Source organism: Streptomyces nodosus (assembly GCF_008704995.1).
GTDB classification, from domain to species: domain Bacteria; phylum Actinomycetota; class Actinomycetes; order Streptomycetales; family Streptomycetaceae; genus Streptomyces; species Streptomyces nodosus.
On sequence record NZ_CP023747.1, the window covers coordinates 2086913 to 2113901 of the forward strand.

27 protein-coding genes are annotated in these 26989 nt (G+C 72.4%); 11 read left to right on the forward strand and 16 right to left on the reverse strand.

Going from position 1 to position 26989, the window contains the following annotated elements:
* Positions 1 to 75 precede the first annotated feature (75 nt).
* From CP978_RS09545 to CP978_RS09560, 4 genes are all read right to left on the reverse strand, one after another.
* Positions 76 to 2031 (reverse strand): TerD family protein, encoded by a 1956-nt coding sequence (locus CP978_RS09545; protein ID WP_150478180.1) that lies wholly within the window; start codon positions 2029 to 2031, stop codon positions 76 to 78.
* 46 nt (positions 2032 to 2077) lie between these two features.
* Positions 2078 to 2656, reverse strand: a complete 579-nt coding sequence (locus CP978_RS09550; RefSeq protein WP_043439388.1) for a TerD family protein — start codon at positions 2654 to 2656, stop codon at positions 2078 to 2080.
* Positions 2657 to 2813: 157 nt separating this feature from the next.
* Positions 2814 to 4952, reverse strand: coding sequence for an excinuclease ABC subunit UvrB (uvrB, locus tag CP978_RS09555; RefSeq protein ID WP_043448326.1), 2139 nt, complete (start codon positions 4950 to 4952; stop codon positions 2814 to 2816).
* A 40-nt stretch (positions 4953 to 4992) separates the two neighbouring features.
* Positions 4993 to 5868, reverse strand: a complete 876-nt coding sequence (locus tag CP978_RS09560; protein WP_043439389.1) for an MHYT domain-containing protein — start codon at positions 5866 to 5868, stop codon at positions 4993 to 4995.
* Between the two features lie 292 nt (positions 5869 to 6160).
* On the opposite strand from CP978_RS09560, the gene CP978_RS09565 reads away from it, so the two are divergent.
* Complete coding sequence (locus CP978_RS09565; protein WP_150478181.1) at positions 6161 to 7033, forward strand: glycerophosphodiester phosphodiesterase; 873 nt, start codon at positions 6161 to 6163, stop codon at positions 7031 to 7033.
* A gap of 125 nt (positions 7034 to 7158) precedes the next feature.
* The gene (locus CP978_RS09570; protein ID WP_043439393.1) at positions 7159 to 7713 is read left to right on the forward strand and encodes a methylated-DNA--[protein]-cysteine S-methyltransferase; all 555 of its coding nucleotides are present in this window, start codon (positions 7159 to 7161) and stop codon (positions 7711 to 7713) included.
* Between the two features lie 36 nt (positions 7714 to 7749).
* Here CP978_RS09570 and CP978_RS09575 read toward each other — a convergent pair whose 3' ends face one another.
* Together CP978_RS09575 and CP978_RS09580 are read right to left on the reverse strand one after the other, a co-directional pair.
* On the reverse strand, positions 7750 to 8178 hold the full coding sequence (locus CP978_RS09575) for a CBS domain-containing protein (RefSeq protein WP_043439396.1): 429 nt from the start codon (positions 8176 to 8178) through the stop codon (positions 7750 to 7752).
* 117 nt (positions 8179 to 8295) lie between these two features.
* Positions 8296 to 8937: a nucleoside/nucleotide kinase family protein gene (locus tag CP978_RS09580; protein ID WP_043448328.1), complete on the reverse strand. Its 642-nt coding sequence runs from the start codon at positions 8935 to 8937 to the stop codon at positions 8296 to 8298.
* A 230-nt stretch (positions 8938 to 9167) separates the two neighbouring features.
* Between CP978_RS09580 and CP978_RS09585 the strand changes: the two genes are divergently transcribed.
* Both CP978_RS09585 and CP978_RS09590 read left to right on the forward strand, forming a co-directional pair.
* A complete protein-coding gene (locus CP978_RS09585) occupies positions 9168 to 9860 on the forward strand; it encodes a DUF2293 domain-containing protein (RefSeq protein ID WP_150478182.1) in 693 nt (230 codons plus the stop codon).
* A 91-nt stretch (positions 9861 to 9951) separates the two neighbouring features.
* The gene (locus tag CP978_RS09590; protein WP_043439397.1) at positions 9952 to 11442 is read left to right on the forward strand and encodes a glutamate synthase subunit beta; all 1491 of its coding nucleotides are present in this window, start codon (positions 9952 to 9954) and stop codon (positions 11440 to 11442) included.
* Positions 11443 to 11647: 205 nt separating this feature from the next.
* Here the strand turns inward: CP978_RS09590 and CP978_RS09595 are convergent, their stop codons facing one another.
* From CP978_RS09595 to CP978_RS09605, 3 genes are all read right to left on the reverse strand, one after another.
* The gene (locus CP978_RS09595; RefSeq protein WP_150478183.1) at positions 11648 to 12466 is read right to left on the reverse strand and encodes an SAM-dependent methyltransferase; all 819 of its coding nucleotides are present in this window, start codon (positions 12464 to 12466) and stop codon (positions 11648 to 11650) included.
* Positions 12467 to 12556: 90 nt separating this feature from the next.
* Entirely contained in the window at positions 12557 to 12811 is a 255-nt protein-coding gene (locus CP978_RS09600; RefSeq protein WP_150478184.1) for a DUF397 domain-containing protein, read from the reverse strand.
* Entirely contained in the window at positions 12811 to 13671 is an 861-nt protein-coding gene (locus CP978_RS09605; protein WP_043439401.1) for a helix-turn-helix domain-containing protein, read from the reverse strand. The genes CP978_RS09600 and CP978_RS09605 overlap by 1 nt, the downstream gene beginning before the upstream one ends.
* 358 nt (positions 13672 to 14029) lie before the next feature.
* Here CP978_RS09605 and CP978_RS09610 point away from each other — a divergent pair, with 358 nt between their 5' ends.
* The 3 genes from CP978_RS09610 (at position 14030) to CP978_RS09620 (ending at position 15653) form a co-directional block, all read left to right on the forward strand.
* The gene (locus CP978_RS09610; protein WP_376697918.1) at positions 14030 to 14692 is read left to right on the forward strand and encodes an ATP-binding protein; all 663 of its coding nucleotides are present in this window, start codon (positions 14030 to 14032) and stop codon (positions 14690 to 14692) included.
* Positions 14683 to 15141 carry a hypothetical protein gene (locus tag CP978_RS09615; protein WP_043439404.1) on the forward strand — a complete coding sequence of 153 codons (459 nt, stop codon included), beginning with the start codon at positions 14683 to 14685 and terminating at the stop codon, positions 15139 to 15141. Before CP978_RS09610 ends, CP978_RS09615 begins: the two co-directional genes overlap by 10 nt.
* A 95-nt stretch (positions 15142 to 15236) precedes the next feature.
* Entirely contained in the window at positions 15237 to 15653 is a 417-nt protein-coding gene (locus tag CP978_RS09620; protein ID WP_043439405.1) for a RidA family protein, read from the forward strand.
* 116 nt (positions 15654 to 15769) lie between these two features.
* Here CP978_RS09620 and CP978_RS09625 read toward each other — a convergent pair whose 3' ends face one another.
* Complete coding sequence (locus CP978_RS09625; RefSeq protein ID WP_043439408.1) at positions 15770 to 16492, reverse strand: uracil-DNA glycosylase; 723 nt, start codon at positions 16490 to 16492, stop codon at positions 15770 to 15772.
* Positions 16493 to 16599: 107 nt separating this feature from the next.
* Between CP978_RS09625 and CP978_RS09630 the strand changes: the two genes are divergently transcribed.
* Positions 16600 to 17307: an RNA-binding S4 domain-containing protein gene (locus CP978_RS09630; RefSeq protein WP_079162069.1), complete on the forward strand. Its 708-nt coding sequence runs from the start codon at positions 16600 to 16602 to the stop codon at positions 17305 to 17307.
* 134 nt (positions 17308 to 17441) lie between these two features.
* Here the strand turns inward: CP978_RS09630 and CP978_RS09635 are convergent, their stop codons facing one another.
* On the reverse strand, positions 17442 to 17891 hold the full coding sequence (locus tag CP978_RS09635; RefSeq protein WP_043439411.1) for a DoxX family protein: 450 nt from the start codon (positions 17889 to 17891) through the stop codon (positions 17442 to 17444).
* 136 nt (positions 17892 to 18027) lie between these two features.
* Positions 18028 to 18717 (reverse strand): class I SAM-dependent methyltransferase, encoded by a 690-nt coding sequence (locus CP978_RS09640; RefSeq protein ID WP_043439414.1) that lies wholly within the window; start codon positions 18715 to 18717, stop codon positions 18028 to 18030.
* A gap of 153 nt (positions 18718 to 18870) precedes the next feature.
* Here CP978_RS09640 and CP978_RS09645 point away from each other — a divergent pair, with 153 nt between their 5' ends.
* A complete protein-coding gene (locus CP978_RS09645) occupies positions 18871 to 19137 on the forward strand; it encodes a DUF6343 family protein (protein ID WP_043448331.1) in 267 nt (88 codons plus the stop codon).
* A gap of 81 nt (positions 19138 to 19218) precedes the next feature.
* Here the strand turns inward: CP978_RS09645 and CP978_RS09650 are convergent, their stop codons facing one another.
* The 4 genes from CP978_RS09650 to rpsA all read right to left on the reverse strand — a co-directional run bounded on the left by CP978_RS09650 (position 19219) and on the right by rpsA (position 23080).
* Entirely contained in the window at positions 19219 to 19599 is a 381-nt protein-coding gene (locus CP978_RS09650) for a tetratricopeptide repeat protein (protein ID WP_043439416.1), read from the reverse strand.
* Between the two features lie 50 nt (positions 19600 to 19649).
* Positions 19650 to 20306 carry a dephospho-CoA kinase gene (coaE, locus tag CP978_RS09655; protein WP_052454069.1) on the reverse strand — a complete coding sequence of 219 codons (657 nt, stop codon included), beginning with the start codon at positions 20304 to 20306 and terminating at the stop codon, positions 19650 to 19652.
* Positions 20307 to 20447: 141 nt separating this feature from the next.
* Positions 20448 to 21386, reverse strand: coding sequence for a PAC2 family protein (locus CP978_RS09660; RefSeq protein WP_043439418.1), 939 nt, complete (start codon positions 21384 to 21386; stop codon positions 20448 to 20450).
* A gap of 203 nt (positions 21387 to 21589) precedes the next feature.
* On the reverse strand, positions 21590 to 23080 hold the full coding sequence (gene rpsA, locus CP978_RS09665) for a 30S ribosomal protein S1 (protein WP_043439420.1): 1491 nt from the start codon (positions 23078 to 23080) through the stop codon (positions 21590 to 21592).
* A 234-nt stretch (positions 23081 to 23314) separates the two neighbouring features.
* Here rpsA and CP978_RS09670 point away from each other — a divergent pair, with 234 nt between their 5' ends.
* Together CP978_RS09670 and hrpB are read left to right on the forward strand one after the other, a co-directional pair.
* The gene (locus CP978_RS09670; RefSeq protein WP_079162070.1) at positions 23315 to 24301 is read left to right on the forward strand and encodes a class I SAM-dependent methyltransferase; all 987 of its coding nucleotides are present in this window, start codon (positions 23315 to 23317) and stop codon (positions 24299 to 24301) included.
* Between the two features lie 96 nt (positions 24302 to 24397).
* Positions 24398 to 26941 carry an ATP-dependent helicase HrpB gene (hrpB, locus tag CP978_RS09675; protein ID WP_043439422.1) on the forward strand — a complete coding sequence of 848 codons (2544 nt, stop codon included), beginning with the start codon at positions 24398 to 24400 and terminating at the stop codon, positions 26939 to 26941.
* Positions 26942 to 26989: the final 48 nt, after the last annotated feature.

The following is a 26989-nucleotide window of genomic DNA, read 5'->3' on the forward strand; positions in this document are numbered from 1 at the left end:
CCAAGGAAAGGTCAAAATGGCTGGTCGGAGCCCTTTACCTGTCCTTGGTTCTTGGTCGGACGCCCCGGATCCGGATCAGCGGTTCCAGGCGCGGCGCGCCTCGGCGACCCGGGTGAGCACCTGAGAGAGCACCTGGCTCCCCTCCGGCACCCTCGGCGGCTCATAGGTCCAGGCGTGGCCGACCCAGGGGTCCGCGAGGTGGTCGTCGGGCGTCGGGGTGAGCCGCAGCAGTCTCCGCCAGAGCGGGTCGAGCAGCGGGCCGTAGGCGGTGGCGTCCTCCCGGTCCGCCACCATCATCAGATGGACGCCGACGGCCGGGCCCTCGTCCGCGAGATAACGCAGCTGGTTCACGGCCCGGTCGTCGAAGCCGTGCGGGAAGTCATGGACGATCAGCAGCTGTGCGGCGGTGTCGAAACCGGGCGGCAGGGCGTCGGAGGCTCCGCCGCGCAGCGCCATCTGCACCAGGTCGACCCGCCGGGTGAGGGCGGCCAGCATCTCGGCCGTGCCCGCGGCTCCGGCGGCCGGCGGGGCGGCGAGCACCCCCGACCGCACCAGGGGCGCCAGTGCCGCGGCCCCCGCACCCGCCGGGTCGATGACCTGCACCGCGAACTCGCCGGGCGGATACACGGCGAGCAGCCGTGCCGCGTGCGTCACCGCCGTCTCCATGGCCAGCCGGCGCGGTTCGTCCGGCTCCACGAGCGCGTCCGGGGATCCCGGGCGGCCGCTGTCGATCCACAGCCCGCGCTCCAGCGGCAGTCTCACCAGCATGGGGATGCGGAGGTTCTCGCTCTCGGGCAGCCGGAGGTCGCCGAGGCGCACGGCCATGGGGATCTCCATCGGCACCCGGTAGCCGTGCCAGACCGGGTTGTCCCAGCGGGCGAACGCCGGGGGCAGGGCGGGCTCGACGACATCGGACTCGGCGACGAGCTGGGTGAGGTCACGGTCGAGCGCGGCCCTGGCCTGGTCGACCAGGTCGGTGTGCTTGGTCTCGGCGGCCGCGCGGGCGGCGTCGCCCGGCCCGCTCACCCTGTTGCGCGGATCGGACAGGACCGTGTCCAGCTCCTGCTCCAGGCGCGCCTCGGCGAAGTCGACGGCGCTGCGGTACGCGGCCGTGGTGCGCGCCAGGTCCTCGAACATGCCCCACACCTGGTTGTACAGCCGCTCGTCCATGGACCAGCCGGTCGCGTCTCCCGCGACGGGCTGTGCGGGCTGCCCGGGCGGAGCCGCGGGGGCGGCCGGCGGGGGCGGTGCCGGGGTCCCCCGGCGGGGGTGGGTGTAGTCGATCGCCCCGCCGGAGACGGGAGGTACGGCGGAACCCGTCGGGCCGGGGGCGTCGTAGGGCGAACCCTGCTGCGGCGCGCCGGGGCTGTCCTGCCGCGGGGGTACGCCGCCGGTGGCGCCGGGCGCGGCGGGGGCGGGCATCTGCCGGGTGCGGTCGCCCTCCGGCAGTCGCGGCGGGGGTGGTGCCACCGAGCGGGCCAGGCCCCGCGCCACGGCCTCGTTGATGCCGTCCGCGAGCCGGCGGGCCTCCGGCAGGCCCTGGTCCTGGAAGAGGTCGGCCAGCCCGCCCGCATATCCCTGGCCGACCGCGCGCACCTTCCAGGCGCCCTGCCGGCGGTAGAGCTCCAGCGCGATCACCGCGGACTCGGAGTCCAGTCCGGTGATCGTGTAGTGGGCGATCTCCTGGCCGTCGAGTCCGGTGACCGCGATCCAGGGGGCGGCGACGGCGCCGAACCGCACCGGACCGCCGATGCCCGGCGGCAGGGCGAGCAGCACGCTGACCCGCTGCACGCCCGGCGGCAGGGCGTCGAGGTCGAAGGCGAGGCGGTGTTCGGCCGCCGCCTGCCGGGAGACCTCCAGGCCCGGCAGGGTGGGCGCGCCCGGGTGGGCCACCCACTCGCTGCCGGACACCTTGCCCTGCGCGTCGCCGAGTGCGGCCCCCGCCACGACCGGCCGGCCGGCCGACACCCGGACCTCGAGTCGGGACTGGGGAAGTGGATGGTTCTGCCCCCGGACCAGCTCGGCCGCCATCGCCTCGTCCCCCTGTGTCGCGTCGTGTCCCGGGCGTCCGGCCGCCCTACAGCTGGGGCAGGATCGCCGGCAGCAGGTCCTGGAAGGTGCGGCCGTCGGCGGATGTGCCGAGGGCCGTCATCGTCCAGCCGCCGCCCACGCGGTGCACCTTCGCCATGATCTGCGCGGTGTGCGCGCCGCCGCCCGCGAGAGTGTAGCGGGCCAGCTCCTGGCCGGTGGTCTCGTCGACCAGACGGCAGAACGCGTTCTCCACCTCCTGGAAGGTCTGGCCGGTGAACGAGTTCACGGTGAAGACGATCTGGTCGATGTGGACCGGGACGCGCTCCAGATCGACGAGGATCGACTCGTCGTCGCCGCCCTGGCCGGCACCGCCGACCAGATTGTCGCCGGTGTGCCGCACGGAGCCGTCGTCGCTCACGAGGTGCTGGAAGAAGACCACGTCCACGGGCTGCTTGTCCGCGAACAGCACGGCGGACGCGTCGAGGTCGATCTCCCGGGTGCGCTTGCCGAACAGCCCGCGCCGGGGGGCGGCCTGCCAGCCGAGGCCCATCCGCACCGCGGTCAGCGTGCCTCCGTCGTTCTTCTGAAGACTGATGGCCTGACCCTTGGTCAAGTTGACGGTCACGCTGTTCCCCTCTCAGGTTCTCCCTGGTCCCCGCGGGATCCGCGGATGTTCAAAACCCTACGCAGCGGCGTCGACCGTGCCGAACCCCGGTCCGCGCTTTGTGTCGGTCTTGCAACACACCGCACGGATGCCGGGGTCCGGCACGGACAACGGTCCGTCAGGCCAGGCCGGCCTCCTTCATCTGCCGCAGTTCCTTCTTCATCTCGGAGACCTCGTCACGCAGCCGGGCCGCGATCTCGAACTGGAGGTCGGCGGCGGCGGCCCGCATCCGGTCCGTCAGGTCCTCGATCTGCTCGGCCAGTGCGGCCGCGGGACGGTCGGTCGGGGCCGTCTTACCGGCCTTGCCCTTGGCGGCCTTGGCGCCCTTGGCCTTCTGGTCGCCCAGCGAGGGCACCGGGCTCTTGGCGGCCTTGCCGTCCTTCGTCCTGCGGTAGCCCGTGCCGAGCAGCTGCTCCGTGTCCACGTCCTCACGGGCGATCTGCGCCACGATGTCATTGATCTTCTTACGGAGCGGCTGGGGGTCGATCCCGTTCGCCGTGTTGTAGGCGATCTGCTTCTCCCGGCGGCGGTTGGTCTCGTCGATGGCCTTCTCCATCGCCGGGGTGATCTTGTCGGCGTACATATGGACCTGGCCGGAGACATTGCGCGCGGCCCGGCCGATGGTCTGGATCAGCGAGGTCCCCGAGCGCAGGAAGCCCTCCTTGTCGGCGTCGAGGATCGCCACCAGGGAGACCTCGGGCAGGTCGAGGCCCTCCCTGAGGAGGTTGATGCCGACCAGCACGTCGAACTCACCGGACCGCAGCTCACGCAGCAGTTCCACGCGGCGCAGGGTGTCCACGTCGCTGTGCAGATAGCGCACCTGGATGCCGAGTTCGAGGAAGTAGTCGGTGAGGTCCTCGGCCATCTTCTTGGTGAGCGTGGTCACCAGGACGCGCTCGTCCTTCTCGGTGCGCTTGCGGATCTCGTGCACCAGGTCGTCGATCTGGCCCTCGGTGGGCTTGACCACGACCTCGGGGTCGATGAGGCCGGTGGGGCGGATGATCTGCTCGACCTGGCCGTCGGACCGGGACAGCTCGTACTGGCCCGGGGTGGCCGACAGATAGACGCTCTGGCCGATGCGCTTCTGGAACTCCTCCCACTTCAGGGGGCGGTTGTCCAGGGCGGACGGCAGCCGGAAGCCGTGCTCGACGAGGGTGCGCTTGCGGGAGGCGTCGCCCTCGTACATCGCGCCGATCTGCGGGACGGTGACATGGGACTCGTCGATGACGAGCAGGAAGTCGTCCGGGAAGTAGTCCAGCAGGGTGTTGGGCGGGGAGCCGGGCTCACGGTCGTCGAAGTGCATCGAGTAGTTCTCCACACCGGAGCAGGTCCCGATCTGGCGGAGCATCTCGATGTCGTACGTGGTGCGCATGCGCAGCCGCTGGGCCTCCAGGAGCTTTCCCTGCTTCTCCAGCTCGGCCAGACGCACCTCCAGCTCCCTCTCGATGCCGTTGACGGCCCGCTCCATGCGCTCGGGTCCGGCGATGTAGTGGGAGGCCGGGAAGACATACAGCTGCCGGTCGTCGCTGATGACCTCGCCAGTGAGCGGGTGGAGGGTGGAGAGGGCCTCGATCTCGTCGCCGAACATCTCGATCCGGACGGCCAGCTCCTCATAGACCGGGAAGATCTCGATGGTGTCGCCGCGCACCCGGAAGGTGCCGCGCGCGAAGGCCACGTCGTTGCGTGTGTACTGGATGTCCACGAACCGGCGCAGCAGCTGGTCGCGGTCGATCTCGTCGCCGACCTCGAGGGCGACCATGCGGTCCACGTACTCCTGGGGGGTGCCCAGGCCGTAGATGCAGGAGACCGAGGCCACCACCACGACATCGCGGCGGGTGAGCAGCGAGTTGGTGGCGGAGTGCCGCAGCCGCTCCACCTCCTCGTTGATCGAGGAGTCCTTCTCGATGTAGGTGTCCGACTGGGGGACGTACGCCTCGGGCTGGTAGTAGTCGTAGTACGAGACGAAGTATTCGACCGCGTTGTTCGGCAGGAGTTCGCGGAACTCGTTGGCCAGCTGGGCGGCCAGTGTCTTGTTCGGCGCCATCACCAGGGTGGGGCGCTGGAGCTTCTCGATCATCCACGCGGTGGTCGCCGACTTGCCGGTGCCGGTCGCGCCCAGCAGGACGACATCCTTCTCGCCTGCGCGGATGCGCTTTTCCAGGTCGGCGATGGCCGTGGGCTGGTCGCCGCTGGGCCGGTAGGGGCTGACGACCTCGAAGGGCGCCACCGTGCGTTCGATCTGTGATACGGGCCGCATGTCATCCACCGTACGACCCCGCACTGACAACGGGGCCGGATCACCGGCGCTGCGGGGCGCGGCTGCGGGTGTCGCGGTGGCCGGCACCCGACGGCGGGCGCCGGCCGGGGCGGGCGCTCCCGGGACGGCCGCTCCCTGGGTGAGCGGGAACACCGGGCTTGCGCTCCGCCGGGGCCGGCTCGGGCCGGCCCATGACCATCAGCGGGTCGAACACCACGACGGCGCCTGCCAGGCACAGGAAGACGAGGGGACCGATCATCATCGGGACGAGCGGGGAGCCGGAATGGTCGCCCGCCAGGACCGTGCGGGTGGCGTGCAGATGCACGCTGACGGCGGCCATGCCCGTGTAGTGCAGGCCGACCATGGCGAGTCCCATGACGAGGCCGGCGCCGACGCTCCACAGGAATCCACTGCGCCGTCCGGCCGCCCAGAGCGCGGCGGTCGCGGCGACGACCGCGATGGCCACGGACGCGGCGACGGTGACGGTGTTGTACTCCAGTACCCCGTCCAGGCGCGTTCCGGCCATGCCCAGATAGTGCATCGAGGCCATGCCCAGTCCGGTGACGGTGCCGCCGGTGAAGAGCGCCACCCCGGTGGCGCCCCGGTGGCCCACGATGAAGACACCGATGCCGACCATGACGACGGCGACGACAAGACCGGCGAAGATCATCGGCTCGTCGTAGTGCACGGAGGTCTCCGCGACGCTGAAGCCCGTCATCGCGACGAGATGTGTGGTCCACAGGCCCGACCCGATCGTGGCCGATCCCAGGGCCAGCCAGCCCGCCCGCCAGGCCGGAGCGGCCCTTCTCGCTCTGATGACGCAGCGCAGACCGAGCGCGCCGCCGAGGCAGGCCATGAGGCACGCCACCAGCGGTGTGACCATTCCATAGCTGAAGCCGTCCACGGTGCCCTGCATACGCGGCTGCCCCTCCCACCCTGCCGAGTCCCCGATCGCACAACTCCCCCGCCCCAGGTCCGCGACGACCGGAATCGGCCGGGGTTAGGCAGAGGTTAGGGCCCTCCCGGCCCTCACCGGAACGGTCGAACGATTTTCCGGCAAAGAATCCGATGCCGCCGCCCCCGGCGCGGCGGCTCCGGCGCATGTTTTCGGGCGACGCGCGTCAATCCACGGTCGTCCGCCGTTCCGGTCCATCGCTCTGTGCTGTCACTGTGGTGCTGTATGTGACCGATCGACGCGAGGAGTACGCATGCATGCGCGCGTTGCCGCCGCCACGACCACCGTCTTCTTCGGGCTCGGCGTCGCCATACTGCCCACTCCCCCCGCCGGAGCCGTCAGCGCCGACGGTCCGGTCGTGATCGCCCACCGGGGTGCCTCAGCTTATGCGCCCGAGAACACCCTGGCCGCCGTCGACAAGGCGGCCGCCATGGGATTCGGCTGGGTCGAGAACGATGTGCAGCGCACCAAGGACGGCCGGCTGGTGGTCATCCACGACGGGACGCTGGAGCGCACCACCGATGTGAAACGGCTGTTCCCCGGCCGGGCCCCCTGGCGGGTCAAGGACTTCACCGCCCGGGAGATCGCACGTCTCGACGCGGGCAGCTGGTACGGCCCCGGGTACGCGGGCGTGCGCGTACCGACGCTGCGGCAGTACATGCGGCGGCTGTCGCACAACCACCAGAACCTGCTCCTGGAGATCAAGAACCCGGAGCTGTACCCCGGGATCGAGAGCCAGACCCTCCGGCTGCTGGACCGGGAGGGCTGGCTCGACCCCGGCCATCTGCGGAACCGGTTGATCGTCCAGAGCTTCAGCGCGGACAGTGTCCGTACCGTCCACCGGCTGCGGCCGGGGGTCAGGACCGCCTATCTGGGCACCCCGCGGATCACGGAACTCCCGGCGTACGCGCGGTTCACCGACCAGATCAACTCCGACCGCGGCAAGCTCTCCGGCCCCTATGTCTCCGCGGTGCACGCGTTCAAGGGCCCGCACGCCAAGCCCCTGAAGGTCTTCGCCTGGACCGTCAACCGCGCGGACGAGGCCCGGCGGCTGACCGAGATGGGCGCGGACGGCATCATCACCAATGCGCCCGACGTGGTGCGCAAGGCGGTGACCGCCTACTAGGGGTGCCTCCCAGGGGTACGGACCGGGAGCGGCCGACGGTGTCCGCGGGGTGCGTACGGCCGGACTCGGTCCGCGTGCCGTGGGCGCCCCGGGGCATTGTCGGTGCCGCGCCGTACGGTGGGGCCATGGACAGTCTTGGGCAGGACGAGCAGCAGCCGGTGTGGACGGTGGTGGCCACCGACATCGGCCCGCTGCTGCTGGCCGCCACCCGCGCGGGCCTGGTGAACGTGGTGTTCCACGCGACGGAACCGGTCCGGGACCAGGCACTGGCACGACTCGCCTCCCGGCTCGGCGCGGCCCCCGTCGAGGACGCCGCTTCCCCGCTGCTGGCCGAGGCGATACGTCAGCTCGCGGCGTACTTCGCGGGTGAGCTGCGCGATTTCCGGCTGCCGCTGGACTGGTCCCTGATCACCGGCTTCAATCGGCAGGTGCTGCGCGAGTTGGCGTCCACCGTGCCCTACGGGGCGGTGGTGGGGTACGGCGAGCTGGCCGGCCGGGTCGGCCAGCCGGGCGCGGCCCAGGCCGTGGGCATGGCGATGGGCTCCAACCCGCTCCCGGTGGTGGTGCCGTGCCACCGCGTGGTGGAGCGGGACGGCGGCATCGGCGGGTTCGGGGGCGGGCTGGAGACCAAGCGGAAGCTGCTGGCGCTCGAAGGGGTGCTGCCGGAGCCGCTGTTCTGAAGCGGGCCCGGCAACGACCGGCCGGAGCGGGCCGGGTCAGCGCGTCATGCTCCTCGCGTAGACGGTCTCGACCCAGGTGGCGAGCTGATCCTCCGACAGATGCTGGGCGAGGTCGGACTCGCTGATCATGCCGACGAGACGCTTGTTCTCGATCACCGGCAGCCGGCGGATCTGGTGCGACTCCATCTCGTTGAGCACCTCGTCCACACCGGCGTTGGAGTCGATCCAGCGCGGCGTGCCCTTGGCGAGGTCGCCCGCGGTCACCCGCGCGGGGTCGTGGCCCATGGCCACACAGCCGATGACGATGTCGCGGTCGGTGAGGATGCCGCAGAGCCGCTCGTTCTCGTCGCTGACGGGGAGGGCACCGACGTTGAGTTCGCGCATCAGCTGGGCGGCGCGGTCCAGGGTCTCGTGGGACGGGATCCACTGGGCGCCACGGTGCATGATTTCTCCGGCGGTGGTCATGGAGTACCTCCTGATACCGGACGGCCGGCGCGGCACGGGACGCACCGCATGTCCCGGCGCCCTTCATTCTTGCCGGGTACCCCGGGAAACGCACCCGGAGCCCGTGGCGGCGGTGCGTCAGCCGTTCCAGGCCGGGTGGCGTGGGTCGTCCGCGCGGATCAGCACGTCGGCGACGGCGCCCGGCTCCGTCTCCCTCCCGTACCGCTCGAAGGCGGGCAGGGTCCAGTGCTCCGGCTCCGGGGTGCGGCGGCGCAGCGCACCGGGCGAGAGCAGCACATGGACCGTCAGATCGAAGGGGAACCAGTGCCGGAGGAGGAACGGACCGTGGAGCAACAGCAGTCCCCCGGGCGGGAGCTGCACAGGGGAGCTGCGAGTGGCGCGGTCGGTGACCGGATCCCACAGATCGGGCAGGACACGGCCGTCGCCGTCCGGCTCCAGCGGACCGAAGACCTCGCGCCACAGGGCCCCGGTGTCGACCCAGCCGTCGTAATAGGACTCCGGGTCCCGGTGGCCGTGTTCCAGGCGGACGGACGCGGGGCGCCAGAAGCCCTCGGCACCGACGACGAGCGAGGGCCTGCCGCGCAGGCGCAACGCCTCGGACACCCGCCGGGCGAGGTCACCGGGGCGCGCCGCCGGGGCGCCGTCGAACGCGATGCGCGGCCAGGCACCGCCGTCGCCGGGTTTCAGGAGGAGCAGCCGGTCGGCGAGGAGGTCGCCGAGCCGCTCCCAGGTGATCGGTTCGAGTCGCACAGGGCCCATGATGCCGCGCCCCGACGGTGCGTCCGGGACACGATCGCCGCCGCCGGTCCGGCCCAAGAGGAACCCGCGCCGGCCCGGACCCCTGTCGTCCCGGACCGCCACCGTGCGACCGGCCCGGACGTTCCCATGCGACCGGCCCGGGACTTTCCCGCGCGGTCGGCCCGGACATTCCCGCGCGACGGCTCCGGCCGGGGCGGTCCACGGCCCGCCCGGCGGGGAAGAAAGCCGTCATGGCGCCGCCGCCCCCGACTCCTCCGCTCCCGCCGGGCCTTGTGGTGGTCCAGCCGCTGAGGCGACGGCACTGCTCCGCATGCCGGAGGGGACCGCAGCCGTTGCTGGTGGTGGAGGAGGGGAGGCCGCGCTGTCTGGACTGTGCGGACCTCGGGCATCTGGTGTTCCTGCCGCGGGGCGACACGGCGCTCACCCGGCGGTCGCGGGAGGCGAGCGTGCTGTCCGCGGTGGTGGTGCGGTTCGACCGGCGCCACGGCCGTTACGAGCGGCAGGGGGTGCTCGTCGAGGAGGCGGCCCTCGCGCTGGCCGAGGAGCGGTGTCTGGCGGACGCCGAGGCCCGGCGCAGACGCCGGGCGCGGGACGCCCGGCGGCGGGCGGTGCAGGACCTGCGGTTCACGGAGGCGTTCGCCGGGGAGATCCGGCGGCTGTTCCCCGGATGCCCGGCGGGGCGGGCCCAGGCGATCGCGGCGCATGCCTCGCTGCGCGGCAGCGGACGGGTCGGGCGCAGCGCGGCGGGGCGGGCGCTGTCGCCGGAGGCGGTGACGGCCGCGGTACGGGCGTCCGTGCGGCACAGGGAGACGGCGTACGACCGTCTGCTGATGGAGGGGGTGCCACGGCCCGAGGCGCGGCGGCGCATCGCGGACGGGGTGGAGTCGGTGCTGCGGTCGTGGCGGCTCCCGGAGGCCGCCTGATCCCGGGCCCCGGCGCCGGGGAGCGGGCGGCAGGGGGGCGTCGTATCGTGGCACGCAGCGGTGGTTCCTATGCGTACGCAAGGGGAAGGCCATGGCCGATCCCAGGGGCTTCATGAGCACGCCCCGCGAGGAATGGCCCCGCAGACCCGTCGAGGAACGGGTGCGGGACTGGAACGAGGTGTACGTACCGGGCGCGCTGCTTCCGATCATCAGCCGGCAGGCGAACCGGTGCATGGACTGCGGGGTCCCCTTCTGCCACGACGCCTGCCCCCTCGGCAATCTGATCCCCGAGTGGAACGACCTGGTCTCCCGCGAGGACTGGCGGGCGGCGAGCGAACGGCTGCACGCCACCAACAACTTCCCCGAGTTCACGGGACGGTTGTGTCCGGCTCCCTGCGAGGCGGGGTGTGTGCTCGCCATCAACCAGCCCGCGGTCACCATCAAGAACGTCGAGGCCGCCATCGCGGACCGGGCCTGGGAGGAGGGCTTCGCCCCGCCCTGCCCTCCGGAGCGGCTGTCGGGGCGGACCGTCGCCGTCGTCGGGTCGGGTCCCGCGGGGCTCGCGGCGGCCCAGCAGCTCACCCGTGCCGGGCACACGGTGGCGGTGTACGAGCGGGCGGACCGGATCGGAGGCCTGCTGCGCTACGGGATACCGGCCTTCAAGATGGAGAAGCGGCATCTGAACCGGCGGCTGGAGCAGATGCGCGCCGAGGGCACCAAGTTCCGGACGTCCGTCACCGTGGGCGAGGACATCGGGGCCGCCGAGCTGCGGGCCCGCTATGACGCCGTGGTGATCGCGACCGGCGCCACGGCCTGGCGCGAACTGGACGTCCCCGGGCGAGAGCTGGCCGGGATACACCAGGCCATGCGGTATCTGCCGCTGGCCGACCGGGTGTGCGAGGGCGATCTGGAGGTCTCCCCGCTGTCGGCGGCCGGCCGGCATGTGGTGATCGTGGGCGGCGGGGACACCGGGGCGGACTGCCTGGGGACCGCGGTGCGCGAAGGTGCCGCGTCCGTCACCCAGCTGGACATCTATCCGCTGCCGGAGGCGGAGCGCAACGAGTTCACCCAGCCGTGGCCGACCTATCCGAAGATCTACCGGCTGACCGGCGCGCACGAGGAGGCGGGCGCGCTGCGCACGGCGCCCGCCGCGGACGCGGACGCGCGGCTCTTCGCGGCGTCCACGCTGCGCTTCGAGGGAGACCCGGACGGCCATGTGCGAGCGCTGCATCTGGTCGAGGTGGACGAGCGGCGGAAGCCGCTGCCGGGCACCGGGCGGACCCTGCCGGCCGACCTGGTGCTGCTCGCCCTGGGGTTCTCGGGGCCCGACCGCGAGGACGGGCTGATCGACCAGCTCGGGCTGGCCCTTGACCCGCGCGGGACGATCACCCGGGACGAGGACTTCACGACCAACGTCCCGGGTGTGTTCGCCGCCGGGGACGCCGCGCGCGGACAGTCGCTGATCGTATGGGCGATAGCGGAGGGCCGGGCCGTGGCGGCGGCGGTGGACCGGCTGCTGAACGGGGGCGCCTCGCGCCTGCCGGCGCCGATCGGACCGTACGACCGTCCGATGACCGCCTGACCCGCCCCGCCCGGGTCCGGCCGGCGACGGTGGGGCGACCACGGGACGGGCCTACGCGACCGGACCGCGCGACCGCCGGTGGAAGGACCATACGACCGGACCGCGCGACGCCGGTGGAAGCGACCGGACCGCACGGGCCGTGGGACACCTGGTGGGCGCCCCACGGCCGGTGCGGTCCGGTTCCGGTCCCGTCCGTCCCGCCCGGTTACGGCTTGCGGGCCACCGCGCCGTAGCCGGGAATGATCCCGTCGTCCTGGCCGGGGACCGGCTCGCCCAGCTCCGGGTGCCACCGGTGGACCACCTCGACGCCGGGTTCCACGAGGTCGAGTCCGTCGAAGAAACGGGCGAACTCGTCGCGGGAGCGGAGCGCCAGGGTGACCCCGCCCGACCTGAGCTTCTCGGTCGCCTCCGTCGCCTTGTCCTGCGGGGTGAAGTCGGCGGTGGCGTGGGTCATCATCAGACAGCTGCCGGAGGGCAGCCCCGACAGCAGCCGGTCGACCAGCTCGTACGCGCCGTCCTCGTCGGGGATGAAGTGCAGCAGCGCGACCAGGGAGAGCGCCACCGGCCGGCTGAGGTCCAGGACCTTCCCGGCCCCCTCGAGGATGGTGGCCGGGTCCCGCACATCGGCCTGCAGATACTCGGTCACGCCCTCGGGCGTGCTGCGCAGCAGGGCCGCCGCATGGGCCAGCACGATCGGGTCGTTGTCGCAGTAGACCACGCGTGCGTCCGGTGCGACCCCCTGGGCGATCTGGTGGAGGTTCGGCTCGGTGGGGATGCCGGTGCCGATGTCCAGGAACTGCCGTATGCCGTTCTGGGCCAGCCAGCGGGTGGCCCGGTGCATGAAGGCGCGGTTGACCCGCGCCATCACGGGCACCCTCGGTTCGAGGGCGACCATCTGCCGGCCCAGCTCCTCGTCGACGGGGTAGTTGTCCTTCCCGCCGAGGTACCAGTCGTACATACGGGCGGGGTGCGGTTTGCTGCTGTCGATGACGAGGTCGTCCTGAGCGGGGTCCTGCCCGGTCATGAGGAACTCCGTGGATGTCGAGGACAGTGAGTGATCAACTGAGTGCCAATTTAGTGGTCTGCAGAGCAACAACACATGGAAACAAGGGAGTTATGTGAGCAGGAAGTCGGCCTCCCCTGCTTTGGCCCCACGGATGAACGCCGTCATCTCGTCGGAGGTGTAGATCAGCGCGGGCCCGTCCGGGTCGGTGGACTGGCGGACGGCGATCCGGCCGTCGGCGAGCTTCATCGCCTCCAGGCAGTTGCCGCCGTTGCCACCGCTCCACGGCTTGTGCCAGCCCTCACTCCCCAACTCGCGGGCGGGCATGCCGTTGTAGACGCGTTGGCGCGACGTGGTGCGTTCCATTACAGCTCCTTGCGGAGATCCACGAGGATCTCCTTCGTGCGTTGTGCCGTAGCGGCCTGAGCCGCCATGCGGTCCATGACCTCGAGGTGGGTCGCCACCTCGGCGCGCGCGTCCAGATAGACGGCGCCGGTCAGGTACTCGCTGTAGACCATGTCCGGCAGTTCTGACATGGCAAATCGGAACAGGACGAAGGGCCCGTAGGTGCCGGGGTGCGGACCCGAGGAGAACTCGGTCACCTGCAGCGTCACCTGGGGCAGCTCCACGACCTCCAGCAGTTTCTCGATCTGGTCGCGCATGATCTGGGGGCCGACGACCGGGCGGCGCAGCGCCGTCTCGTCCATCACGGCCCAGACCCGGGGCGGATCCGCGCGCGTCAGCAGCTCCTGACGCTGCATGCGCAGCGCCACATGCCGCTCGATGTCCTCGGGTCTGGTCTGGCCGATGGCGCCCGATCTCAGGACGCCCCGGGCGTAGTCCTCGGTCTGCATGATGCCGGGCACGAAGTGGGGCTCGTACTGGCGGATGATCGTGGCGGCGCCCTCCAGGCTGACGTACATCGAGAACCAGCCCGGGAGAATGTCGTGGAACCGCTGCCACCATCCCGGCCGGTTGGCCTCCTCCGCCAGCTGGACGAACGTCTCGGCCTCCTCGTCGCTCACCCCGTAGGCCTTCAGCAGCAGTTGGAGGTACGGGATCTTCAGGCCGACCTCGGCGATCTCCATCCGGCGGACGGTGGCGGGCGCGACACGCAGGATGCGCGCGGCCTCCTCCCGCTTGAGACCCGCGCGTTCCCGCAGATCCAGCAGGCGTCGTCCGAGGACGACCTGACCGACCGTCGGCGCCGACCGCGGCTCGCTCACCTCGTGCCTCCTCGCGTCCCCAGTGCCTTTCCAGCCCGAACGGCGCTGTTCGAAACCTTTCCGCACCATGCATGGCGCGCCCGCCCGCGTGCTCACGCGGGGTGCGGGCTCCCGATGCGGGCAGCGGACGCGGTTGCCCCTGACCGGGTACCAACTGGCGCCGCCGTAAATGCTGTTGCGAAGCAGTGTGCCACGCGGCATCTCGAAGTCACACTGCACTCTGCATTTTTCAGAGTGACTCTTGCCAAGTGTTCGCGGCGGGGCGATAGTGGCAGACGTGATTCCGTCCGCGCCGTTAGAGACAGAGGCCGCCGGGGACCTGTGGGGACCGGCCGACGCCGGGGAGGTGCGCCCGGGGGTGGCCACCGGACGCCGGTTCCGCTTCGAACTCGCCGCACGCCCGAGTTCCGTCGCACAGGCCCGAGAACTGACGCGTGCCCGGCTGGCCGGCTGGTCGGCGTGCGAGGACACCTGCGACACGGCCGCTCTGGTCGTCTCCGAACTGGTGACCAACGCGATCGTGCACACCGCCGGTGAGCGGGTCGTCTGCGAACTCCGCGACGAGCACGACGTGGTGCGCATCGCCGTACGGGACGAGGGATGCGCTCCCGGCCAGCCGCACCCCGCACCGTCCCTCCCCGAGGAGGAGCACGGGAGGGGACTGCTTCTCGTCGCGACCCTGTGCCGGGCCTGGGGTGCCCAGCAGGCCGGGGCCGGGCTGCTGGTCTGGGCCGAGCTACCACGGGAGGGCGACCGGCCGACGGAGGCCGGGCCGGTCGTCCCCGCACAGCCGTCCCGGGACCTGCCGTGTTCCGGCGGCAGGTCCCGGGCCGTGGAAGGGACGGCGCCGGAGGACACCGCGAGCACCGGCACGGGTCACGGCCCGGACCGGAGCGCCGGGGAACCGGCCTCGGACGGCGAGGCCCGGTCCGACCTGGGCTGGAGCGCGAAGCGGCCGCCGGCCGACGGCCAGGGTTCAGGGGCCGGCGCGTACGGGGGAACGAGGACCGCATGGGCGTGAGGGCGGCGCGGACCACGGGACCCGGCAGTACCCGGGCCGTGGCCCTGGACTCCCTGGTCCGCCTCGGGCGGGCGCGACGGACACCGGCGGGGGACTGCCGACGGCTCCCCCTGCCCAGCGGCATGACGCTCCCGCTCGGCTGCGACGCGGTGTCCGTACCCGCCCGTTACGGACCGTTGGTGCTGCCTCGGCTGCCCCGGGTGGGCTGTGTCTACGCCGACCGGGCCGACTGGTGGTGGATCGTGCCGTCCGACTCCGATGTGGCTCTGGAGTGGCCGGCCCCCGCACGCTACGCACCCGGCGCGCTGGCACCGGACGCACCGGACACCCCCGGTCTGATCCACCGCCCGGACGACGACGTCCCCTACACCCCGCCGATCCCGCTCTATCTGGCCCTGTGCCGAGTCACCGGCACCACCCCGTCCTGGTCCCGCCCCCTCACCGCCTGAACCCATCTGACCGGACGGTACGTTGAGATCCCGGGGACGGGAGCGGGAGGACGCCCAGGCCACCGTGCCGGTCCCACTCCCGTCCTGGAGGCCCCATGCTGAAGCGCGTCCTCGTCCCCACCCTCTTCCCGCCGCCCGGCTACGCCCATGCGTCCGTCGTGGAGGCGGGCACCCGGCTCGCGTTCCTCGCCGGGTCCGTGCCTCTCGACTCCGAAGGGCGGCTCGTCGGCGCGGGCGATCCCGTGCGCCAGGCCGAGCAGGTGCTCGCCAACCTCCGCGAGCAGGTGCGCGCGGTCGGCAGCGACCTGGCCCATGTCGTGTCGACGGACGTGTATGTCGTGAGCCAGGATCCGGCGGTGCTCTCCGCGGTGTGGGACGTGGTCCGGGCCTCGGGCCTCAGCGACGGGCCGCATGCGTCGACCCTCCTCGGGGTGGCCTGTCTCGGCTACACCGGACAGCTCGTGGAGATCACGGCGACGGCCGTCGTACCGACCGACGCTGAGGACGCCTGACGCCGGTCACGGCAACGGGGCGTCGCGGTGTCTCGGGGTCGCGGTGTCTCGGGCGTGGTGCCTCGGGCGCGGTCGGTCCGGGACGCGGGTGGTCCCTGTCGCGGTATCGCTCCGTGTCACGGTCCGGGCGGGTGTGGTTCCGGGTGGGTCGGGAGGCCCGCGGCGTCGGCCGCCGTGCGCAGTACGTCCCGCAGCATCCGGGGGGTGAGCAGGCCGGTGAAGGTGTTGCGCTGGCTGACGTGGAAGCAGCCGAAGAGCTCCAGCCCGTCCAGCGGAACCCGGGCGCCGTGGCCGAAGGCGGGGCGGGGCCGGGGCACGGGGCGGCCCGCCTCCGCGAGCGCGGTCAGGGTGGACTGCCAGGCGAAGCCGCCCAGAGCGACCACGGACCGCAGTGACGGCCGCAGCAGCCGCAGCTCCTGTACCAGCCAGGGTCGGCAGGTGTCCCGTTCCTGGGGCGTCGGCTTGTTGCCGGGCGGCGCACAGTGCACCGGCGCGGTGACCCGCACGCCGTACAGTTCCAGGCCGTCGTCGGCGGACACCGAGGTGGGCTGTGAGGCCAGACCCACGGCGTGCAGTGCCGCAAACAGCACATCCCCGGACCGGTCCCCGGTGAACATGCGTCCGGTGCGGTTGCCGCCGTGGGCCGCGGGGGCGAGACCGACCACCAGCAGCCGTGCGTCCGGAGGCCCGAAGCCCGGTACCGGCCGTCCCCAGTACGTCCAGTCGGCGAAGGCGGCCCGCTTGGTACGTGCCACCTCCTCGCGCCATGCGACCAGGCGCGGGCAGGCACGGCAGCCCGTGATCCGCTCGTCCAGCCCGGTGAGGCCCTTGCCGTCCATCTCTCCACGGTAGGGCCACCGCGATGCCTTCCAGGGCGGAGGCCGCTCTCGGGCCCCGGGCGGAAAAGCCGTCGGGTCGTGCGGGCCCGAAGGACTAGGGTCGGGACATGGCTTCTGTAGTGGGGAACGGTGGCAGGACGGGCGGGACCGGCCAGGAATCCGCGGCGGGCGGAAAGCGCGCGGAGGACCGGTGGGAGTCCGTCACGGCCGGGGAACACCGGGCAGCCGGGGAGGGCGAGGCGGTCGGGTCGCCCGGCAGCGGCGACCCGAAGCCCACCGGGGAGAAGCCGTCGGACGCGAAGACGGCCGCCGCGCTGGCCGCTGCGGAGGCGGCGGGCCCGTCGGCCGACGAAAGTGTGCGCATCGACAGCTGGATCTGGTCCGTAAGGCTCGTCAAGACCCGCTCGATGGGCGCCACCGCTTGCCGGGGCGGTCATGTGCGGGTGAACGGTGAGCGGGTGAAGCCCGCGTACGCCGTGCGCGTCGGTGACGAGGTGCGGCTGCGCCATGAGGGCCGGGAGCGGATCGTCGTGGTGAAGCGTCTGATCCGCAAGCGGGTCGGGGCCCCGGTGGCCGTCCAGTGCTATGTCGACAACAGCCCGCCCCCGCCGCCGCGGGATGCCGTGGCCCCGGCGGGCATCCGCGACCGCGGCGCCGGTCGCCCCACCAAGCGCGACCGCCGTGAGATGGAGCGCCTGCGGAGCCCGGGCGGTGGCTTCGGTGACGGTCATGGGGCTCCAGGCCCCTCCGGCAGCCGTCGCGGGTCCGGAACCCGGGGCCGACCGGGCAGCCGGGGCGGCTCGGGCAAGCACTGAGCGCGGGACGGGGAGGGGCCTGCTCCGTCCCGGTGTCCTCGGGACACTCGGTGCGCTCGGTGCGCTCGGTGCGCTCGGGATTCCTCGGTGCACCCGGCGCCCCCCGGCACGCCCCACCTGGTCCGCGGGCGTCGTCACGCCCGGCGGGGCAGCAGGCGCGCCAAGTCCGCCGTGCGGTGGCGTCGGGCCCAGGCGATCAGGATCAGCGGAACCATCAGGATCAGCGGGGTCGCCGCGTTCTCACCGTCGAAGGAGGTGAGCTGGACGATGAAGGCGCCCACCATCAGGGCGGACAGCGCCACCGCCGCGACCGACGACAGCACCGGGACCAGCAGCGCCACCGCACCGGCCAGCTCCAGTGCGCCGATGAGATACATCGCCGCGCTTCCCCAGCCGATCGTGTCGAAGGACTCGACGGCCGACGGATGCGCGATCAGCTTGGGCAGCGCGCTCGCGATGCCGTAGAAGAGCGCCAGCACGATCTGCAGGGACCGCAGAGCGATCTCCGCACGACGGCCCCGGACACGGCCACGATCACGGCCCTCCATGGAAGCAGTGGTGCCGGTGGCGGTGGTCTCGGACATGGGGTCCTCCTCGCTGGAACCTGTCCACGGTGCTGTCACACGACCGCGGTGCTGTCACAGAGGTAGACCCGTCCAGGTCGCCGGACTCATCGCCGCCCGGCCGCCTTTTCGACGGAGAGCCGTCCGGCCCCGGCTATTACGCCCGCACCGCTCTCACCCACATCCGGTCCTCGGTCAGATACCGGTCCACCCGCAGCCCCGCCTCTCCGAGCGCCTCCTCGAACTGCTCCCTGCTCAGCGGGCGGGCCAGAAAGGTCTGTGTCCAGGCCGCGTCGGGGAACTCGTACTCCGCGCGCACCGCGCGCACTCCGTCACCGACGGGCCGTGAGGAGGCGATCCGTATGGTGAAGCCCGCTGGGTCGACCCGCTCACGCGGTACCCGGGTGTGGTAGTCCTCCCCCTCACGCTGGATCAGCACGCACCCGTCGTCCGCCAGGTGCCGGACGCAGGTCCGCAGAAGCCCTCGCCGCACCTCCGCGTCCCCCGCGTGCACGAGGAAGGAGGCGAGCATCACCACGTCGAACCTCTCGCCCAGGTCGAGATCCTCGATCGGAGAGCACCGGGTGCGTGCCCCGCGCACCCGCTCCAGCATCTCCGGCGACTCGTCGACCGCGGTGACCGTGAAACCGCGCTCCAGCAGCGGATGAGTCATCCGCCCGACCCCACAGCCCAGCTCCAGAATGTGCGCGCCCGCGGGCACCGCCGCGGCAATGATCTCCGGCTCCTCCCCGATCGGCAGCCGTGCGTACAGCTCGACCGCGCAGCCGTCCGGCGTGATCGCGCCGGGGCCCGTGCCCTGATAACCGTCCCGTGTCTTCGCCCTCATGCCCGTCCAACGGGCCGCCCACCGGACCCCGTTCCCGCCCCTCCGTCACTCGATGGAGTGAACGTTCGAGAGGCGAACTCCTGATCCGATCACGGTCCCCCCGGTGGATGTGCGGCACGAGGGGTACGTGTGAGGAGAGGAGCAGTGATCCGGATGCGTACAGGCAGTGAACCGACGACAGCGCGCAGTGCCCTGCGGGCGCGCTTCTGGCTGAGCGTCTGGGGCCTGGTCTGGGCGACCTTGGGAACGGTCGTCTTCGCCCTGCTGGAACAGCCCGGCTGGGCCGCCGCGTGCGGTGCGCTGTGGCTGATCGTCGCCCTCGATCTGGCCATGATCGTGCGCCATATCCACCAGGGCCCGCACTGGCAGCCGGGCCGGGAGATCCCGCCGTATCTGCCGCCCGAGCACCGCCGCCGCTAGCGGCCCGGGGGCGTGCCCCACGGGCAGAAGGCAGGAGGCAGGAGGTCGGCGTACCGGCCGTGGAGCGTGCGATCGCGCCGGCTACGCGTCGAACCGCGCCGCCTCCACATACTGCGGGTTCGGGTCCAGCGCGGCCGCCAGCCGGAAGTGCCGCAGGGCCTGCTCCGGCCGTGCCTGGCGCTCATAGGTGCGGGCCAGTGCGAAGTGCGCGTACGCGTTGTCCGGCTCGCGCTCCAGCACGATGCTGAACTCCAGCTCGGCGGGTCGCAGTTGCGCGGCGGCGAAGAAGGCGCGGGCCCGCAGCAGCCGGGCCGCCGTGTTCTCGGGGTGCGCGGCTATCACGCCGTCGAGCAGCTTCACCGCGCCCCGGGGGTCCCGCGCGGCCAGCAGCTGCTCCGCGGCGCGGAAGTCGATGACATGGGTCTCCGGAGTACGTCCGGTCGGATCGCTGAACTCGGGCACGGCTGATTCCTTCCCTGGCCGACTCGCTTCAACGCTCCCGGCGGCGAGCGCTATTCCTGGGGGCCGTCCGCGGAGGTCCCGGGGGCGATGCCCGGGGTTCGCTCCCGGGAGCGCCGCGCCCTCCCCGAAAGATCCGCCCACACCTCCTGGACACGCTGCCTCAGCCGCTCCAGGGGGACGTCGTTGTCGATGACGACGTCGGCGATCTCCAGGCGCTGCTCTCGGGTCGCCTGGGCGGCCATGCGGGCGCGTGCGTCCTGCTCGGTCATGCCGCGCAGCCGGACGAGGCGGTCGAGCTGGGTGGCGGGGTTCGCATCGACGACGATCACCAGGTCGTAGCGCGGGGCGAGCCCGTTCTCCGTGAGGAGCGGGACGTCGTGGACGACCACGGCGTCCTCGGGTGCGGCGGACTCCAGCTCGCGGGAGCGTGCGCCCACCAGGGGGTGCACGATCGCGTTCAGCACGGCGAGCTTGTCCGGGTCGGCGAAGACGAGGGAGCCCAGCGCGGGCCGGTCCAGGCCGCCGTCCGGTCCGAGGATCCCCTCCCCGAAGGCCTCGACGACCGCGGCAAGTCCCGCCGTGCCGGGCGCGACGACCTCGCGCGCGATACGGTCGGCGTCGATCAGCACGGCGCCGCACTCCACGAGCAGCCGCGACACCTCGCTCTTGCCGGCACCGATTCCGCCGGTCAGGCCCACGGACAGCACGACCGCGCCTCCACCCTCATGCCCCCGCCGCGGGGACGACTTGCCGACTCCGACGCCGCCGGACACCGCCGGTCGGGCCGGCCGCGGACCGCCCCCGCAGCGGCGGGACCGGCGGGCGCGGCCACCCGGGAGCGTATCCGATCAGATGTCGCCCTCGCGTTCCGCCAGAAAACGCTCGAACTCCTGCCCGATCTCGTCCGCGGACGGGATCTCCACGGGCTCGGCGAGCATATTGCCGCGGGTCTCGGCGCCCGCGGCGGCGTCGTACTGGTGCTCGAGGCCCTGGATGAGCGCGACCAGTTCCTCGTCGCCCTCCTGGATCTGCCGGTCGATCTCCGTCTGGGTGCGATGGGCGTCCGTGCGCAGGGAGTGCGCGACACCCGGCAGCACGAGCCCGGTGGCGGCCGTGACGGCCTCCAGGGCGGTCAGTGCGGCGTCCGGGTACGGGGAGCGGGCGATGTAGTGCGGAACGTGCGCGGCGACTCCCAGGACGTCATGCCCGGCCTCCATCAGCCGGTATTCGATCAGGGCGGCGGCGCTGCCGGGGACCTGGGCCTCCTCGAAGGGGCTGAGGTGGCCCGGGACGAGTTCGCTGCGGTTGCCGTGCGGGGTGAGGCCCACCGGGCGGGTGTGCGGGACGCCCATCGGGATGCCGTGGAAGTTCACGGAGAGGCGCACGCCGAGCCGTTCCACGATCTGCCGGACGGCCAGGGTGAAGCGCTCCCACTCGACGTCCGGCTCGGGCCCGGACAGCAGCAGGAACGGTGCCCCGGTGGCGTCCTGGACCAGGCGCACCTCGATGGTGGGCTCCTCGTACTCGGTCCAGCGGTCACGCCGGAAGGTGAGCAGCGGCCGACGGGCGCGGTAGTCCACGAGCCGGTCGTGGTCGAAGCGGGCCACGACCTGATGGGGCAGCGTGTCGAGGAGCCGGTCGACGATCTGCTCGCCGGTGTCGCCCGCATCGATGTAGCCGTCGAAGTGATAGAGCATGACCAGGCCGGCCGACTCCTGGGCGAGCGCCATGTCGACGACGGCCAGGCCCTTCGGCTCCCATGCGTACAAACCCTGCGGATCAAGCACTGTAGACCGCTCCTCCTTGTGTCCGTACTGCACAACAGGGGCCGGGGCACGGTCATTCCCGACCGTACCCCGGCAGCGCACGGTCGGTCACCGGCCGGGGCATGGGCAACGCCGAAGGCCCGCACCCCCTGGGGGTGCGGGCCTTCGGTCAGCGGCTGGGCCTCAGCAGGCGATCAGCTCCGGCCCGGCGGGCCGTGGCCGATTCAGCTCTGGCCGCCGGCCAGCTTCTCACGCAGGGCCGCCAGGGCCTCGTCCGAGGCGAGGGCGCCGGAGTTGTCGCCACCCTCGGAGGAGTACGAACCGCCGGACGCGGCCGGAGCGGCGGCCTCGCCACCCTCGGCGGCGGCAGCGGCGTCGGCCTCGCGGGACTTGATGACCTGCGCCTGGTGCTGCTCGAAGCGGGACTGCGCCTCGGCGTACTGGTGCTCCCACGCCTCGCGCTGGGTCTCGTAGCCCTCGAGCCAGTCGTTGGTCTCGGGGTCGAAGCCCTCGGGGTAGATGTAGTTGCCCTGGTCGTCGTAGGACGCGGCCATGCCGTACAGGGTCGGGTCGAACTCGACCGCGGACGGGTCGGCACCGAAGGACTCGTTGGCCTGCTTCAGCGAGAGGCTGATGCGACGGCGCTCGAGGTCGATGTCGATGACCTTGACGAAGATCTCGTCGTTGACCTGGACGACCTGCTCCGGGATCTCCACGTGGCGCTCGGCCAGCTCGGAGATGTGGACCAGACCCTCGATGCCCTCGTCCACGCGGACGAACGCACCGAACGGAACCAGCTTCGTGACCTTGCCGGGCACGACCTGGCCGATCTGGTGGGTGCGGGCGAACTGCTGCCACGGGTCTTCCTGGGTCGCCTTCAGCGACAGGGAGACACGCTCGCGGTCCATGTCGACGTCCAGGACCTCGACGGTGACCTCCTGGCCCACCTCGACGACCTCGGACGGGTGGTCGATGTGCTTCCAGGACAGCTCGGAGACGTGCACCAGGCCGTCGACGCCACCCAGGTCCACGAAGGCACCGAAGTTGACGATCGAGGAGACCACACCGGACCGGACCTGACCCTTCTGCAGGGTCGTGAGGAACGTCTGGCGGACCTCGGACTGGGTCTGCTCCAGCCAGGCACGGCGGGACAGGACCACGTTGTTGCGGTTCTTGTCCAGCTCGATGATCTTGGCCTCGAGCTCCTTGCCGACGTACGGCTGGAGGTCGCGGACCCGGCGCATCTCGACCAGGGAGGCCGGGAGGAAGCCGCGGAGGCCGATGTCGAGGATGAGGCCACCCTTGACGACCTCGATGACGGTACCGGTGACGATGCCGTCCTCTTCCTTGATCTTCTCGATGGTGCCCCAGGCACGCTCGTACTGGGCGCGCTTCTTCGAGAGGATCAGGCGGCCTTCCTTGTCCTCCTTCTGGAGAACCAGGGCCTCGATCTCGTCGCCGACGGCCACGACCTCGTTCGGGTCGACGTCGTGCTTGATCGAGAGCTCGCGGCTCGGGATGACACCTTCGGTCTTGTAACCGATGTCGAGCAGGACCTCGTCCCGGTCGACCTTCACGATGACGCCGTCGACGATGTCGCCGTCGTTGAAGTACTTGATCGTCTCGTCGATCGCGGCGAGGAAGGCTTCCTCGTTACCGATGTCGTTGACCGCTACCTGCGGGGTGGTGGCGGTGGTCTCGGTGCTGCTCGTCATGTGGGAAAGGGCTCCGGTACGGACATTGAGTCGTAGGTACTGCGTTGCGCCGGGAGCCCGTTTCGCTCTGAAGAAGCCGGACAGCCAAGGAAGCGCCACACAGAGACACGAAGTGACCTATGACGCCTCGACAACCGAGGGGACATACAACAGATGCGAGCGCAGCCTGCTCCGTCTGAGGCGCGCAGGCCCGCAGCGCAACTTGTAGCATACGGGGGCAGCCGGACAGGGTCAATGCGCGAAGGCGCACAGCCGGGGCGGATCGCCGCATTCCCGGCACAAGACGCCACGCGACGCCACCCATATGCCGGACAACGCCCGAGTCACGCGGGCCCGGCACACGCCCTCCGTGACCCCGCCGAGGCGGGGCCGGGACGGAAGAATACGAAGAGTACGACGAGGGAGCCCACCATCCAAGAGCCCGAACAGTCCGAACCGGAAGCCACCCGCCGCGCCGCGGGCGTCACGGAGAGTTCCCGGGCCAACCGGGGCTGGTGGGACCGGAACGCGGACGAGTATCAGATCGAACACGGCACCTTCCTCGGCGACGCCCGCTTCGTCTGGTGCCCCGAGGGGCTCGACGAGATCGAGGCCGGGCTGCTCGGCGCGCCGGAGGACCTCAAGGGCAAGGACGTCCTGGAGATCGGCGCCGGCGCGGCCCAGTGTTCGCGCTGGCTGGCCGGTCAGGGCGCACACCCGGTGGCCCTCGACCTCTCCCACCGCCAGCTCCAGCACGCCCTCCGCATCGGCGGGGCCTTCCCCCTCGTCCAGGCGGACGCGGGCACCCTGCCCTTCCGGGACGGCTCCTTCGACCTGGCGTGCTCCGCCTACGGGGCGCTGCCCTTCGTCGCGGACCCGGTCCTGGTCCTGCGCGAGCTGCACCGGGTGCTGCGCCCCGGCGGCCGTCTCGTCTTCTCGGTCACGCACCCCATCCGCTGGGCCTTCCCCGACGAGCCGGGCCCCGAGGGGCTGTCGGTGGCGACCTCCTACTTCGACCGCACGCCGTACGTCGAGCAGGACGACGAGGGCCGGGCGGTGTACGTCGAACACCACCGGACCCTGGGCGACCGGGTGCGGGACGTCGTGGCGTCCGGCTTCCGGCTCGTCGACCTGGTCGAACCGGAGTGGCCCGACTGGAACACCTCGGAGTGGGGCGGCTGGTCACCCCTGCGGGGCGCACTGATCCCGGGCACGGCGATCTTCGTCTGCGAACGGGACTGACGGGCGACTCCGGCCTGCCCCGGCGGCTTCGGCGCCGGGGCAGGCGGCCCCCGCCGGGCATCCGGCCGGAAGGGGCGTGCCTGGAACACTGGTGCGGTGATCCGCCATGACGCCCTCGACCGCCTCCCCGTCCGTTCCGCGCTTCCCGCGCTCCGGGACGCGCTGGACGCACACGGTGTCGCGGTGCTGTGCGCGCCGCCCGGTACCGGTAAGACCACCCTGGTGCCGCTGGTCCTCGCCGGGCTGGTGGGCGGCGGACCGGCGCGCCGTGTGGTGGTCGCCGAGCCCCGGCGGATCGCCGCACGGGCCGCGGCGCGGCGGATGGCCTGGCTGCTCGGGGAGAGGCCCGGCGAGAGCGTCGGGCACACCGTGCGAGGGGAGCGGGTGAGGGGGCCGCGCACCCGTGTGGAGGTCGTCACGACCGGGGTGCTGCTCCAGCGGTTGCAGCGGGACCAGGAGCTGGCGGGCGTCGACGTGGTCGTGCTCGACGAGTGCCACGAACGGCATCTGGACGCCGATACGGCCGCCGCCTTCCTGCTCGACGTACGGGCGGCCCTGCGCCCGGAGCTGCGGCTGGTGGCGGCCTCCGCGACGACGGACGCGGAGGGCTGGGCCCGCCTGCTGGGCGGGGCACCGGTGGTCGAGGCGGAGGGCGTGTCCCATCCCGTCGAGGTGGTGTGGGCGCCTCCCCCGGGACCGCGCGCCGGAGGGGCCCCGACGCGTCCCGTCCGGCCCCCGCACGGGATGCGCGTGGACCCGGCGCTGCTGAGCCATGTGGCGTCGGTGGTGCGGCGGGCGCTCGCCGAGTGCGCGGGGGACGTGCTGTGTTTCCTGCCCGGTGTCGGGGAGATCGCACGCGTGGCCGCGCAGCTGAGGGACCTGGGCGGCGGGGTCGAGGTGCTTCAGGTGCACGGACGGGCCCCGGCGGCCGTGCAGGACGCGGTGCTGTCCGCCGGCACCGGGCGCCGGGTGGTCCTGGCGACGGCCGTGGCGGAGTCGTCGCTGACCGTGCCCGGGGTGCGGGCGGTCGTCGACTCCGGTCTTGCGCGGGAGCCGCGGGTCGACCATGCGCGCGGGCTGAGCGCCCTGACGACGGTACGGGCCTCGCAGGCCACCGGGCGGCAGCGCGCGGGCCGGGCGGGACGTGAGGCTCCGGGACGGGTGTACCGCTGCTGGTCCGAGGCGGAGGACGGGCGGCTGCCCCGCTTCCCGGCGCCGGAGATCAAGCTGGCCGATCTGACGGCCTTCGCCCTGGGGACCGCGTGCTGGGGAGACCCGGACGCCTCCGGCCTCGCCCTCCTGGACGCACCGCCGGCGGGGGCGATGGCGGCGGCACGGTCGGTACTGACGGCGATCGACGCGGTGGACACGGCGGGACGGGCCACGGAACGCGGCACCCGGATGTCCCGGCTCGGCCTGCATCCCCGGCTGGCCCGGGCCCTGCTGGACGCGGCCCCCGAGATCGGTGTCGACCGTGCCGCCGAGGTGGTCGCCCTGCTGAGCGAGGAGCCCCCGCGGGAGTACGGGGACGATCTGTCGGCGGCATGGCGGACGGCCCGGCGCGGGGGCGACGCCTATGCGGCCCGCTGGCGGGAGGAGACACGGCGGCTGCGGGCGGCGGCAGGCGAGGCGGGCTCCGCCGGCGCGGACAGGGCGGCGGGGGCACAGGACGATCAGGTGGTGGGGCTGGTCGCGGCCCTCGCCTTCCCCGAGCGGCTCGCACGGTCCGACGGCGGCTCCTTCCTGATGGTGAACGGCACCCGCGCCGAACCGGCGGACGGGTCGAGGCTGCGCGGCGCCCCCTGGCTCGCCGTCGCCGTCGCCGACCGGCCCGTCGGATCGGTGCACGCCCGGGTGCGGCTCGCCGCCGTCGTGGACGAGGACGTGGCGCGCCGGGCCTCCGCCGCGCTGCACACCGTGCGGGAGGAGGTCCACTGGGCCGACGGGGAGGTCGTCGCCCGTGAGGTCGAACGGCTCGGGGCCGTGGAGCTGACGGTGCGGCCGTTGCGGGAGCCCGCGCCCGCCCCGGTACGGGAAGCCCTTCTGGAGGGGCTGCGGGAGGACGGGCTCGAACTGCTGCGCTGGTCCCCCGACGCCCGTCTGCTGCGCCGAAGGCTCGCCTTTCTGCGGCTGCATCTGGGGGAGCCCTGGCCGGACGTCTCGGACGAGGCGCTGCACGCACGCCCCGACGACTGGCTGGAGCCGGAGCTGAGCCGGGCCCGGCGGCGGGCCGATCTCGCGCGGATCGACGCCGGGGAGGCCCTAGCCCGGCTGCTGCCCTGGTCCACCGGCGACGCGGCCCGGCTGGACGAGCTCGCCCCCGAGCGGATCACCGTGCCGAGCGGCTCCAGGATCCGGATCGACTACGAGGACCCCGAGCGTCCCGTGCTCGCGGTGAAACTCCAGGAGTTGTTCGGGCTCCAGAGGTCACCCACGGTCGCCGGTGTGCCGCTCCTGGTGCATCTGCTCTCCCCCGCCGGGCGGCCCGCCGCCGTCACCGCCGACCTCGCCTCCTTCTGGAGGGACGGCTACCGGGCGGTACGGGCGGAGCTGCGGGGCCGCTATCCCAAGCACCCGTGGCCCGAGGACCCGGCGGGTGCGGAGCCGACCCGGCACACCAACGCCCGGCTCAGGCGCTGACCGGCCCCCGGCTCCCCGGACCCGGCCGCCCCCGGACGCACGAGCGGC

Coding starts and splice junctions, on each gene's coding strand:
- CP978_RS09545 (WP_150478180.1), bottom strand. CDS start 2,031: ATGGCGGCCGAGCTGGTCCGGGGGCAGAACCATCCACTTCCCCAGTCC.
- uvrB (WP_043448326.1), bottom strand. CDS start 4,952: ATGCGGCCCGTATCACAGATCGAACGCACGGTGGCGCCCTTCGAGGTC.
- CP978_RS09560 (WP_043439389.1), bottom strand. CDS start 5,868: ATGCAGGGCACCGTGGACGGCTTCAGCTATGGAATGGTCACACCGCTG.
- CP978_RS09565 (WP_150478181.1), top strand. CDS start 6,161: ATGCATGCGCGCGTTGCCGCCGCCACGACCACCGTCTTCTTCGGGCTC.
- CP978_RS09570 (WP_043439393.1), top strand. CDS start 7,159: ATGGACAGTCTTGGGCAGGACGAGCAGCAGCCGGTGTGGACGGTGGTG.
- CP978_RS09575 (WP_043439396.1), bottom strand. CDS start 8,178: ATGACCACCGCCGGAGAAATCATGCACCGTGGCGCCCAGTGGATCCCG.
- CP978_RS09580 (WP_043448328.1), bottom strand. CDS start 8,937: ATGGGCCCTGTGCGACTCGAACCGATCACCTGGGAGCGGCTCGGCGAC.
- CP978_RS09585 (WP_150478182.1), top strand. CDS start 9,168: ATGGCGCCGCCGCCCCCGACTCCTCCGCTCCCGCCGGGCCTTGTGGTG.
- CP978_RS09590 (WP_043439397.1), top strand. CDS start 9,952: ATGGCCGATCCCAGGGGCTTCATGAGCACGCCCCGCGAGGAATGGCCC.
- CP978_RS09595 (WP_150478183.1), bottom strand. CDS start 12,466: ATGACCGGGCAGGACCCCGCTCAGGACGACCTCGTCATCGACAGCAGC.
- CP978_RS09600 (WP_150478184.1), bottom strand. CDS start 12,811: ATGGAACGCACCACGTCGCGCCAACGCGTCTACAACGGCATGCCCGCC.
- CP978_RS09615 (WP_043439404.1), top strand. CDS start 14,683: ATGGGCGTGAGGGCGGCGCGGACCACGGGACCCGGCAGTACCCGGGCC.
- CP978_RS09620 (WP_043439405.1), top strand. CDS start 15,237: ATGCTGAAGCGCGTCCTCGTCCCCACCCTCTTCCCGCCGCCCGGCTAC.
- CP978_RS09625 (WP_043439408.1), bottom strand. CDS start 16,492: ATGGACGGCAAGGGCCTCACCGGGCTGGACGAGCGGATCACGGGCTGC.
- CP978_RS09630 (WP_079162069.1), top strand. CDS start 16,600: ATGGCTTCTGTAGTGGGGAACGGTGGCAGGACGGGCGGGACCGGCCAG.
- CP978_RS09635 (WP_043439411.1), bottom strand. CDS start 17,891: ATGTCCGAGACCACCGCCACCGGCACCACTGCTTCCATGGAGGGCCGT.
- CP978_RS09640 (WP_043439414.1), bottom strand. CDS start 18,717: ATGAGGGCGAAGACACGGGACGGTTATCAGGGCACGGGCCCCGGCGCG.
- CP978_RS09645 (WP_043448331.1), top strand. CDS start 18,871: ATGCGTACAGGCAGTGAACCGACGACAGCGCGCAGTGCCCTGCGGGCG.
- rpsA (WP_043439420.1), bottom strand. CDS start 23,080: ATGACGAGCAGCACCGAGACCACCGCCACCACCCCGCAGGTAGCGGTC.
- CP978_RS09670 (WP_079162070.1), top strand. CDS start 23,315: ATGCGCGAAGGCGCACAGCCGGGGCGGATCGCCGCATTCCCGGCACAA.